This window comes from Devosia sp. (assembly GCF_034675085.1).
Classification (GTDB): domain Bacteria; phylum Pseudomonadota; class Alphaproteobacteria; order Rhizobiales; family Devosiaceae; genus Devosia.
Genome location: NZ_JAUCDN010000089.1, coordinates 1 through 11,267 on the forward strand (window position 1 = coordinate 1; position 11,267 = coordinate 11,267).

10 protein-coding genes are annotated in these 11,267 nt (G+C 64.6%); 3 read left to right on the top strand and 7 right to left on the bottom strand.

Annotation, left to right across the window (positions count from 1 at the left end; translation table 11 throughout):
- On the bottom strand, positions 1-337 hold a 337-nt coding region (locus VDP82_RS07605; RefSeq protein ID WP_323014253.1), incomplete at its 3' end, for an extracellular solute-binding protein.
- A 129-nt stretch (positions 338-466) separates the two neighbouring features.
- Entirely contained in the window at positions 467-628 is a 162-nt protein-coding gene (locus VDP82_RS07610; RefSeq protein WP_323014254.1) for a hypothetical protein, read from the bottom strand.
- Positions 629-893: 265 nt separating this feature from the next.
- Here VDP82_RS07610 and VDP82_RS07615 point away from each other — a divergent pair, with 265 nt between their 5' ends.
- The 3 genes from VDP82_RS07615 (at position 894) to dxs (ending at position 6,539) form a co-directional block, all read left to right on the top strand.
- Positions 894-2,600 (top strand): L,D-transpeptidase family protein, encoded by a 1,707-nt coding sequence (locus tag VDP82_RS07615; RefSeq protein ID WP_323014255.1) that lies wholly within the window; start codon positions 894-896, stop codon positions 2,598-2,600.
- A 235-nt stretch (positions 2,601-2,835) separates the two neighbouring features.
- Positions 2,836-4,449, top strand: a complete 1,614-nt coding sequence (locus VDP82_RS07620; RefSeq protein WP_323014256.1) for a DUF882 domain-containing protein — start codon at positions 2,836-2,838, stop codon at positions 4,447-4,449.
- Positions 4,450-4,607: 158 nt separating this feature from the next.
- Entirely contained in the window at positions 4,608-6,539 is a 1,932-nt protein-coding gene (gene dxs, locus VDP82_RS07625) for a 1-deoxy-D-xylulose-5-phosphate synthase (protein ID WP_323014257.1), read from the top strand.
- Here dxs and VDP82_RS07630 read toward each other — a convergent pair.
- The 5 genes from VDP82_RS07630 to VDP82_RS07650 all read right to left on the bottom strand — a co-directional run.
- Positions 6,536-7,291, bottom strand: coding sequence for a FadR/GntR family transcriptional regulator (locus VDP82_RS07630; RefSeq protein ID WP_323014258.1), 756 nt, complete (start codon positions 7,289-7,291; stop codon positions 6,536-6,538). The genes dxs and VDP82_RS07630 overlap by 4 nt on opposite strands.
- A gap of 1 nt (position 7,292) precedes the next feature.
- Complete coding sequence (gene yjfF, locus VDP82_RS07635) at positions 7,293-8,270, bottom strand: galactofuranose ABC transporter, permease protein YjfF (protein ID WP_323014259.1); 978 nt, start codon at positions 8,268-8,270, stop codon at positions 7,293-7,295.
- Positions 8,267-9,271 carry an ABC transporter permease gene (locus VDP82_RS07640; protein WP_323014260.1) on the bottom strand — a complete coding sequence of 335 codons (1,005 nt, stop codon included), beginning with the start codon at positions 9,269-9,271 and terminating at the stop codon, positions 8,267-8,269. The genes yjfF and VDP82_RS07640 overlap by 4 nt, the downstream gene beginning before the upstream one ends.
- Positions 9,268-10,785 (bottom strand): sugar ABC transporter ATP-binding protein, encoded by a 1,518-nt coding sequence (locus tag VDP82_RS07645; RefSeq protein WP_323014261.1) that lies wholly within the window; start codon positions 10,783-10,785, stop codon positions 9,268-9,270. Before VDP82_RS07645 ends, VDP82_RS07640 begins: the two co-directional genes overlap by 4 nt.
- 90 nt (positions 10,786-10,875) lie before the next feature.
- Positions 10,876-11,267 (bottom strand): substrate-binding domain-containing protein (locus tag VDP82_RS07650; protein ID WP_323014262.1); only part of this gene is annotated, 392 nt, incomplete at its 5' end.

Genomic DNA, 11,267 nt, shown 5'->3' on the forward strand with positions numbered 1-11,267 from the left:
CGATGGGCTGGTTGTGGATGGCGGAGAATTGCTCGAACCACTGCCAGGCGCCGGCCGGATCGAAGGCGATGGGGCAGTCATAGCCGGCCGACTTCATGCGGCGGGCAGCGTCTTCCACCTGCTCCCAGGTCTGGGGAACGCCGTCGAAGCCGATCTTGGCCAGAGCGTCGAGATTGTAGTAGATCACCGCGCTTGAAGAATTGAACGGCATGGAGAGCAGTTCGCCCCCCGAGGTGGAATAATAGGACGCGACGCCGGAGACGTAATCGTTCCAGTCGATATCGTAGCCATTGGCCTGCATGAGCTCGCGCACCGGCAGATAGGCCTGGCTCAGCATCAGGTCGAGCGTTCCGGCGTCGAAGATCTGCGTTACGGTCGGCTGCTTGTTGGCGCGATAGGCGGCAATCGTGTTCTGGAGGTTGTTGTCGTAATTGTCCTGGCTGACGCAGACGATCTCAAAGTCGCTCTAGGACTGGTTGAACGTCTTGCACATGTCCTGGATGCGCTCGCTGAGGTCGCCGGAGAGACCGTACCAGAATTCGAATTTGGTCTGGGCCACGGCCGGGGCCGTGACCAGCGCAAGCGCTGCGATGGTGGTTGCTGCGGTGCGCAGCCGGATGCGTGTCATTTGGGCCTGTCTCCCGATGGAATTGCCTTTGGGCGGGGCGACATCTAGGCCGGGCTGTTGACGGTTCCCTCTCATTAAGGTGACCTTTCGCCAACATTTCCGTGACATCTGGGCAACAAGACAGGTGGCAAATCCCCTCACGAAATCGCGACTTATCGTTCCTGTTAAGGAATGCGTAGTAATGATTTCTCCTGCGGAGGGACGTGCCGAGTCCATCCGGGACGGGGGGATCGTGCGGTTCGGCATTGCCGTGCATGGAGAGTGAATGAACAGGTTGTTTGTCGGGGTGATCGCCGTTCTGGCCGCTGCGGGCAGCGCCCCCCTGCCAGCCCTGGCCCAGCAGGACGTGGCGGGGCTCGCTGCCGGACCGGTGATAATTGCGCCGCCGCAGACGCCGCTGGCCCAGACCATCAAGAGCGGCCTTTCGGCTAGCTATTACGCCGCCACCAAGGACAGCGCCGCCTATCAGGAGGCGCAAAGGCTGTATTTCTTCTATGGCAACCGCCATTTCGAGCCCATCTGGCTCACCCAGGCGCCCGACGGCACGGTGAGCTTCTCGCCGGTGGCCGAAAAGATCATGGCGCTGTTTCGAGCGGCCGAGAGCGAAGGCTTGCGCCCACAGGACTATCTGACGCCCGATCTCGACCCGGCGGCGGCCAGGGGCGATTCCCTGCGCATGGCGGGGCTGGAGACCGCCTTTTCGGCGGCAACGCTGCGCTATGCCACCCATCTTTATACCGGGCGCGTCGATCCCCGCTCGATCAGCCCGATGCTCGACATCGCGCCCAAGTCGCTGGACAGCGCGGCGCTGCTGATCGAGCTGGCCGGCAGCGATGATCCGGCGGCCGTGCTGGATGCGCTCAATCCCACCCATCCGCAATTTCTCGCGCTCAGGACGGCGCTGGCCCATTTCGGCGAGCAAGGGGCGGACAAGCCGGTTTCCATCGATGCCGGCCCGACGCTGCGCCCCGGCATGAGCGACCCGCGCGTTCCCGCGCTGCGCCTCCGGCTGGGCATTCCCGCCACGGACGGGCTCGTCTATGACGAGGCGCTGGTGGTGGCGGTGAAGGGCTTCCAGAGCGCCGAAAGCCTGGATGTCGACGGGGTCATGGGGCCGGCGACGCTGGCCGCGCTCAATGGCGGCGCGCCGGTGACCCGTGCCGACATCATCGCCAATATGGAGCGCTGGCGCTGGATGCCGCGCGATCTGGGCGCGTTCAACGTTCTGGTCAACATTCCCGAATTCCGCCTCACCATCAACCGGAACGGCGCCGAAGCCTACACCACCCGCGTCGTGGTCGGCACGCCCAAGAACCAGACGCCGGTGTTCTCGGACAATATCCGCCATATCGTGGTCAATCCCTATTGGAACGTGCCCAGCTCGATCATCAAGGGTGAGATCGCGCCGGCCGTGATGCGCAATCCGGGCTATATCGACAAGCAGAACATGGATCTGCTCTATAACGGCAATCCGGTGAGCCCCTGGCAGGTCGACTGGACACAGGTGAGCGCCAGTAGTTTCCCCTTCCGCGTGCGCCAGCGCCCCGGCGCCGGCAATGCGCTGGGACAGATCAAGTTCCTCTTTCCCAACAAGCACGACGTCTATCTGCACGACACCCCGTCCAAATCGCTGTTCTCGCGTGCCTTCCGCGCCTACAGCCATGGCTGCGTACGCGTGCAGAACCCCATGGAGTTCGCCGATGCGCTGATGGCCAACGAGCCCAATATCTCGCGCGCCTCGCTCGAGGCCATGTTCGGACCCTCCGAACGCTGGGTGAACCCGCAGACGCAGATTCCGGTGCATCTGGCCTATTTCACCCTCTGGGCCGACGAGGCAGGCCAATTGCGCTCCTTCGGCGACGTTTACGGACACAATGCCAACCAGATCGCCGCCATGGGCCTGGACCGTCCCGCCATCGCCCCGCAGATCATCGCCGAGGCAGAACCGGCGGCCAATGAGCTCTCTCCCTGAGCCGCTCTTAACGCCGCATTTACAATTTCGCCTTGGTTGCGCCCGGTTTTGGCTTTAATAACGGGAGCGTGAAGGGAACGGCACCGGCCGGTTGGGTTTTCGTTAGCGTTAATCAATTCGATGATGTTTTGCGCTAACCTGCTGCGATGACTGGCAAGAACCGGACAGTGTTTGGCGTGACGGGGACTTCCTTTTGAGACGACACCATATTGTGCGGCTGTTTCTGGCTGCCCTTGTGAGCATCACCGTCCTTTTGCCGCTGGCCGTGCTGCCGGCGGCCGCGGCCAGCGAGCGCGCGCTCTATCTCTATTACACCCACACCAAGGAGACGGCCCGCATCGTCTTCAAGCGCAATGGGCAATATGTGCAGTCGGGCCTGAGTGAGCTAAACCAGTTCCTGCGCGACTGGCGCCGCAACGAGCCGGCCAAGATGGATCCGCGCCTCTTTGACCTGGTCTGGGAAGTCTACCAGGAAGTGGGCGCGACCCAGCCGGTCAACGTGGTGTCGGCCTACCGCTCGCCCGCCACCAACGCCATGCTGCGCGAAACCTCCTCGGGCGTGGCCGAGAACAGCCAGCATATGCGCGGCACCGCCATGGACTTCTTCATTCCCGGTGTGCCGCTGACCAAGTTGCGCGCCGCCGCCATGCGCAAGCAGGTGGGCGGAGTGGGCTATTATCCGACTTCGGGCAGCCCCTTCGTACACCTCGATGTCGGCTCGGTGCGCGCCTGGCCGCGCATGACGCGGGCGCAGTTGCAGGACATCTTTCCCGACGGGCGCACCATGCATCTGCCGCCCGATGGCAAGCCGCTATCGCAGGAGGGCTATCAGCTCGCCTTGGCCGAATGGAAGAAATGCCATGCCTATCCCTGCGGCACCGGCCGCTCGGGCACCCAGGTCGCCGACAGCGGCGGCAGCGGCCGCACGCTGATGGACCTGTTCTTCGGCAATAACGACAAATCCACGTCCGGCCAGCCGGCCGCAAGCCCGGCTACTCCGGCCCCGGTGGAGATTGCCACCGCCACGCCGCAAGCCGCCACGCCCCGCATGGCGCCGATGCCCGCCACAAGGCCTGCCAATCTGGGCGGCATCACCGCTACGCCCGTGGTTCAGGCCGCCGGCCCTGTCGCTATTCCGTTTTCCAGCGTCGGCAGCGCACCGCTCGGCCCCGATGAGATGGTGACGCCAGTGCTGGCGCCAGTGCCCGCCATCAAATCAGCTGCCTTGCAGGCGGCAACATCCGCCGCCCTGCCCAGCGGCGATGCGGTGACGGCGCTGGCCGCCCTGACCGCGCCCACGCCCCAACCCCGCCTCATCATGTCAGCACCTGCGGAGACGGAAACGGTCGCCGCCTACCTGCCGCCCTCACCGCAATTGCGTCCGGGAAATGCCGATCCGGCATCTGCCGCGCCGGCATTGCGCCTGCCGGGCGTGCCGGGGTTCAATGGCGTCACCGGCGCCGTGGGCCTGCGTAGCGCCGCGCTGCCGGCCCAACCGGCCAACCGGGGTCTCAGCACGCTTTTCGACAGCACGTTCAGCGCCACCCGACAAAATGAAACCGTGGCGGCAGCGCTGGCCGCCCATATCGCCCGCCGTCCGGCCGACGACCCCATGCGCAGACCTGACCTGATCGCGCCCGACTTCGAGCATGTGGCCGATATCTTCACCACGCCGGTGGCGATGACCTCGGAGCATTTCGCCACCATCTGGGATCATGACGAGGCCGATTTCGACCCCACCGCCGAGATGGGCCGCTACGTGCCGGTGATGGGCGTGGGCGATTTTCCCACCGGCCTGCCGCATGCGAAATTCGCCGCCATCCAACCGGTGGCGCTCTCCGCCAAATGACCGCGCCTGGTGCCGATCCGTAAACCTGCGGCCTCGATTTGCCGCAGGGGCGCATGCTGGTTGCATTGCACCGGTTCGAGGCTTAAGGAACGAAACCAGAGCCCTTCTCGTTTTGTCGCGCTCCCGACGCAAAGCCTTCTTGGCAAAGGATAGCCAGCTTGGCCGACAAGCCCGCCACACCATTGCTCGACACCATTGCCAGCCCCGCCGACCTGCGCGCCATGCCGCGCGAGAACCTGCAAGCGCTGGCCGATGAATTGCGCGCCGAGATGATCGATGCCGTGTCGGTGACCGGCGGGCATCTGGGCGCGGGGCTGGGCGTGGTGGAGCTGACCGTGGCGCTGCATGCCGTGTTCGACACTCCCCATGACCGCATCATCTGGGATGTCGGCCACCAGGCCTATCCGCACAAGATTCTCACCGGCCGCCGCGACCGCATCCGCACCCTGCGGCAGAAGGACGGCCTGTCCGGCTTCACTCGCCGCGCCGAAAGCCAATACGACCCCTTCGGGGCGGGGCATTCGTCCACCTCCATTTCGGCCGGTCTGGGCATGGCGGTGGCCAGCACCCTGCAGAACCAGCCGCGCAACGTGGTGGCGGTGATCGGGGACGGGGCCATGTCGGCCGGCATGGCCTATGAAGCCATGAACAATGCCGGCGCCATGGATGCGCGCCTCATCGTCATCCTCAACGACAACGACATGTCCATCGCTCCGCCCACCGGGGCGCTGCGCAGCTATCTGGCGCGGCTGGTCTCCGGGCCGGTCTATCGCGGCACGCGCGAGGCGGCCAAGACGCTGGTGTCCCGCCTGCCTCCCTTCCTGCACGAGCCGGTACGCAAGACCGAGGAATTCGCCCGCTCCTTCTTCACCGGCGGCACGCTGTTCGAGGAACTGGGCTTTTACTATGTCGGCCCGCTGGACGGGCACAACCTGGAGGACCTGTTGCCGGTGCTCGAGAATGTGCGCGACGCCGAGACCGGGCCCATCCTGGTCCATGTGGTGACACGCAAGGGCAAGGGCTATGCGCCGGCCGAAAACTCGGCCGACAAGTATCACGGCGTTTCCAAGTTCAACGTCATCACCGGCGCCCAGGCCAAGGCGCCGTCCAACGCTCCCTCCTATACCGGCGTCTTTGCCGAAAGCCTCATCCAGGAAGCCGATGCCGATCCGCGCATCGTCGCCATCACCGCCGCCATGCCCTCTGGCACGGGACTGGACAAATTCGCCGAGATCCATCCCGATCGCATCTTCGACGTCGGCATTGCCGAGCAGCATGCGGTGACCTTCGCGGCGGGGCTGGCCAGCGAGGGTATGCGGCCCTTCTGCGCCATCTATTCCACCTTCCTGCAACGCGCCTACGACCAGATCGTGCATGACGTGGCCATACAGGGCCTGCCGGTGCGATTCGCCATCGATCGGGCCGGCTATGTCGGGGCGGATGGCCCCACCCATGCCGGCAATTACGATGCCGCCTATCTCGGCGCCATCCCCGGCATCGTGCAGATGGCGGCGGGCGACGAGGCCGAGTTGCGCCACATGGTGGCCACTGCCGCCGCTTACGACACCGGCCCCATCGCCTTCCGCTATCCGCGCGGCGACGGCATGGGCGTGGACATGCCGGCGCGCGGAGAAAAGCTCGCCATCGGCAAGGGCCGCATCCTGCGCCAGGGCGGCACCATCGCCATCCTTTCCTACGGCACGCGGCTGGGCGAGGTTCTGGCGGCGGCCGACCGGCTGGCAGCGCTGGGCCTGAACCCCACCATCGCCGATGCGCGCTTCCTCAAGCCGCTGGACGAGGAACTAATCGCCCGGCTGGCGCGCGACCACGACGTGCTGCTGACGGTGGAAGAGGGCTCGGTCGGTGGCTTCGGCAGCCATGTCGCCACTTTCCTCGCCCGCAATGGCCTGCTCGACGGCAAGCTGAGGCTGCGGCCGCTGATGATCCCCGACAATTTCGTCGAGCACGCGACGCAGGCCGACATGTATGCGGAAGCCGGGCTGGACCGGGCCGGCCTCGTCGCCGCCGCCCTTACCGCACTGGGCTATGACGAGGCCGCCATGGCAGCGGCGCTGGCCCAGATCAGCTAAGCGCTTTCGGCGCTGGGCAGGGCGGTCAGCACCCGCTCCTCATCGAGATCGATGACTTCCCCGACAATGGCGGCGGCGGCTTCCGTGTCACTATTGGCGATAGCTTCGACCAGCTTGGTCAAAGCGGCTCGAGAGCGTTCGAGATAGCCGTGTTCGCCCTTTTGCGCGCATTGGCGCAGCGCCAGCGCCAGGGTCAGCTCCACCAGCCCCGTCACCGAACGCATCAGCGCATTGCCCGAGGTTTCGGCGATGATGCGGTGGATTTCCAGCTCGGCAATGCCATGGTTTTCCAGGTCGCCATTGGCCGATTCGAGCTGGTGCAGCCAGTATTTCATGCCCCGGATATTCTCCGAGGTGCGCCGGCGCGCCGCCCGGCTCGCCGCCGGCAATTCCAGTGCCCGGCGCACCTCGAACAGGCTCTCGTAGAACTGGGCATCGGGGGCGGCATAGAAATGCCAGGACAGCACCTGGGGGTCGAACAGGCTCCAGCGGCTGGCAGGGGAAACGCGGGTGCCCACCTTGGGCCGGGCCTCCACCAGCCCCTTGGCCTCCAGCGTCTTCAGCGCTTCGCGCAGCACCGTGCGCGACACGCCGTAGGTTTCCATCATCTGCGCATCATTGGCCAGGATGGAGCCGATGGGAAAGCGGCCGGTGACGATGGCGTGGCCGATCTCGTTGATGACGAAAGTATGGAAATTGCGCGCCGCAGGTCGCCCGGAAAGGGAGCGAATAAGGCTACCTGCTTCGATCATATCAGACTTTCTCGGGCGACTCTTCTCCGGGAGCGGAGGCCGCAAATATGATGCGCTGCAAGACGATGAACAAGAACAGCAATGCGCCGATCACGATCTTGGTCCACCAGCTCGACAGCGTGCCATCGAAGATGATGTAGGTCTGCACCAGGCCCAGCAGCATGACACCGATGAAGGTACCCAAAACGAAGCCATAGCCGCCGGTGAGCAGCGTGCCCCCGATGACCACCGCGCTGATGGCGTCGAGCTCCACGCCCACCGCCGCCAGCGGATAGCCGGCCGAGGTATAAAGGGAAAAAACGATTCCCGACAGGGCGGCCAGCATGCTGGACAACATGTAGATCTGCACGGTGGTGCGCGCCACCGGCACGCCCATCAGCTCGGCCGAAACCGGATTGCCGCCCAGCGCATAGACATAGGAGCCGAAGCGTGTCCGATGGGCGATGACGGCGCCGATAAGGAAAACCGCGACCATCAAAAGGCCGATGAAGCTCAGCCGCCCCCCGCCGGGCAGCCGGATGATGAGGTCTGAAATGGTGCGGTAGAATTCGTGGTTGATCGGCACCGAATCCTGGGTGATGACCGCCGCTCCCCCGCGCGCCAGGAACATGCCGGCAAGGGTGACGATGAAGCTGGGCACCTGAAGATAGTGGATGGTGAGCCCCATGGCCGCCCCGAACAATCCCGCCACGCCCAGCGCGATAACGAAGGCGAAAAGGGGATGAAAGCCGAGCCAGCTTATCAGCACGGCGACCAGCACGCCGGTAAAGCCGATCACCGCCCCTACCGACAGGTCGATGCCGCCGGAAATGATGACGAAGGTCATGCCCACAGCGGCGATGCCCAGAAAGGCATTGTCGGTGAGGAAATTGCCCAGCACACGGGTCGAGAGCATGCCCGGGAACTGCATGACGCTGATCGCATAGGCGATGAGGAAAATGACGGCCGTGGCCGCGAGCGGGCGGAGACTGCGTTTCATTTGGGATTCGCCGGCTTGGGGTCACGTTTGAAGAAGCCCAGCAGATTGCCGACCAGCGGCGACTGGAGCATGAGGATGAGGATAATCATCCCCGCCTTGACGATGAGGTTGAACTCGGGCGGGAAACCGGAGACCAGAATGCCGGTATTCATCGCCTGGATGATGAGCGCGCCCACCACGGCAAGTGGAACGGAGAATTTCCCGCCCAGAAGCGAGGTGCCGCCGATGACCACGGCCAGGATGGCATCCAGCTCAAGCCAGAGGCCGGAATTGTTGGCATCGGCGCCGCGAATGTCGGCGGCCACGATCACCCCGGCAATGGCGGCGCAGAGCCCCGAAAGGGCATAAACCAGCATCAGCAGCATGCGGCTGTGGATGCCGGCGAGAGAGGCGGCGGCCCGGTTGACGCCGATAGCCTGGATGAACAGCCCGATGGCCGTGCGCCGCACCAGCAGCGTCACCAGCACCATGAGGGTGAAGGCGATGACCGCTGCCATGGGCAGGCCGGCGAAGGAGCCGGTGCCGATGAAGATCAGCGCCGGATCGTTGAAGGTGACGATGGAGCCTTCGGTGATGAGCTGGGCGATGCCGCGCCCGGCCACCATCAGCACCAGGGTGGCGATGATGGGCTGGATGTCGAGCACCGCAACGAGAAAGCCGTTCCAGAGGCCGCAGGCAAGACCCACCGCCAGCGCCGCCAGCACCGCGACTGGCGTGGGATAGCCGGCGACTACCATGGTCGCGGCAACCGCGCCGCATACGGCCATGATGGCGCCAACCGATAGGTCGACACCCTTGGTGGCGATGACCCCGGTCATGCCCACTGCCAGGATCGCCACCGGCGCACCGCGATTGATGACGTCGATCAGGCTGCCGAAAAAGCGCCCGTCCTGCCAGGTGATGCGGAAGAAATTGGGAAAGAGCAGCCAGTTGACCAGCAGTACGGCGAGCAGCGCCAGAAGCTGGGGATTGGCCAGTTTTTCAAGGGGCAGGCGCTTCATGCCACGGCCTCGTCGGGATGGTTGGCAATCGCCTGCACGATGATGCCCGGATTGATGTTCTTGCCACGCAACTCCGCCACCATTTCGCGATCGCGCATGACCACGATGCGCGAGCTGTAGGCGACCACCTCGTCGAGTTCGGAGGAAATGACCAGCATGGCCATGCCGTCCTCGCGCAGCCGGTTGATGGTGCGCACGATTTCGGCATGCGCGCCCACATCGATGCCGCGCGTGGGCTCGTCGAGAATGAGGAAGGCGGGGTCGGTGGCGAGCCAGCGCGACAGGATCACCTTTTGCTGGTTGCCGCCCGAGAGGAGCTTTACCGGCATGTCGAGCGAGGCGGCGCGGATATCCATGGTCTCGCCGAAGCGGCCGGCGATTTCGAGTTGCTCGTCGCGGTTGAGGGCGCGGAACCATCCGAGCTTGCCCTGGAGTGCGATGACGATGTTTTCGCGCACGGAGAGATCGCCCAATATACCCTCGGCCTTGCGGTCTTCCGGGCAGAAGCCGAACCCATGGCCGATGGCGTCGGTGGTGCGGCGGATCGAGGCGGGCGCACCCCGCACGCTGAGAGTACCCTGATCGGCCGGATCGGCACCGAACATGATGCGCGCCATTTCGGTGCGGCCGGAGCCGAGCAGGCCGGCCACCCCCACCACCTCGCCGCGATGAATGGTGAGATCGAAGGGCTGCACGCTGCGACGACGGCCATAGGACTTGAACTCGAGCAGCACCTCGTCGAGCGTTTCGCTTGGCTCGACATCGGTGGCGCCGGAAAAGGCAATGTCCTTGCCCAGCATCAGCCGCACCACATCGGTGCGGCTCAGGCTGTCGAGAGTGCGCGTCTCGATCAGCCGCCCATTGCGCAACACCGTCACCCGGTCGGAAATGGCAAAGACCTGGTCAAGAAAATGAGTGATGAAGATGATGGCAAGGCCCTGGGCCTTGAGCGCCCCTACCACTTCGAAAAGACGGTCCACCTCGTTGCGGTCGAGGCTGGCCGTGGGCTCGTCCAGGATCAGCACCTTGCCCGAAAGCTGCACGGCGCGGGCGATGGCCACGATCTGCTGCACCGCCACCGAATGGGCGCCCAACTCGCTGGCGGGGTCGATATGCAGGTCGTATTTGGCCAGAAGCGAGCGCGCATCGGCCTCCATGCGGCGAAAATCGACCAGGCCGAAACGGCGCGGCTGGTGCCCGAGGAAGAGATTTTCGGCGACGGAACGGTTGGGCAGGAGGTTGACCTCCTGATAGACCGTGCCGATGCCATGGGTCTGGGCGTGAAGAGGATTGTCGAGCGTGACTTCCTGCCCCTCGACATAGACGCCGCCGCCATCGGGCCGATAGGCCCCGGTCAAGATCTTGATGAGGGTGGATTTTCCGGCGCCATTTTCGCCCAGAAGGGCGTGCACCTCGCCCGCCCGCAAACCGAAATCGACGTGGTCGAGAGCCGTGTGATTGCCGAAGACCTTGAGGACGCCGCGCGCTTCGAGCACGTATTCGGTGTCTGCCATGCCAGTCTCCCCCGGTCTTCCGCTTCGCCTTTTTCGACTTTTCGCAGCGATAGGCCCGCCGGAAAATCCGGCGGACCCTTTTAGACTCGATTAATACCCCAGGCTCTTGCGGGTGTCATACTCGCCCTGCGGATTATCGGCAGGGGTATAGAGCTTGGATTCGGTGATGATGAGCTTTTCGGGCTCGGTGCCATCGGCCAGGTAGGCCGAGAGCGCGGCGAAGGCGGGGCCGGCCATGTTCGGGGTCAGTTCCACCGTGGCATTGGCCTCGCCGGCCACCATGGCGGCGAAGATATCGGGCACGCCGTCGATGGACACCACCTTGATGTCGCTGCCGGGCTTGAGGCCGGCATCCTTGATGGCCTGGATGGCGCCCACCGCCATGTCGTCATTATGGGCATAGACCGCGCAGATGTCGGCGCCGCCATTTTCGGCCTTGATGAAGCCTTCCATCACTTCCTTGCCCTTGGCGCGGGTGAAAT

Coding starts and splice junctions, on each gene's coding strand:
- VDP82_RS07630 (WP_323014258.1), bottom strand. CDS start 7,291: ATGATCGAAGCAGGTAGCCTTATTCGCTCCCTTTCCGGGCGACCTGCG.
- yjfF (WP_323014259.1), bottom strand. CDS start 8,270: ATGAAACGCAGTCTCCGCCCGCTCGCGGCCACGGCCGTCATTTTCCTC.
- VDP82_RS07645 (WP_323014261.1), bottom strand. CDS start 10,785: ATGGCAGACACCGAATACGTGCTCGAAGCGCGCGGCGTCCTCAAGGTC.
- VDP82_RS07610 (WP_323014254.1), bottom strand. CDS start 628: ATGACACGCATCCGGCTGCGCACCGCAGCAACCACCATCGCAGCGCTT.
- VDP82_RS07640 (WP_323014260.1), bottom strand. CDS start 9,271: ATGAAGCGCCTGCCCCTTGAAAAACTGGCCAATCCCCAGCTTCTGGCG.
- VDP82_RS07615 (WP_323014255.1), top strand. CDS start 894: ATGAACAGGTTGTTTGTCGGGGTGATCGCCGTTCTGGCCGCTGCGGGC.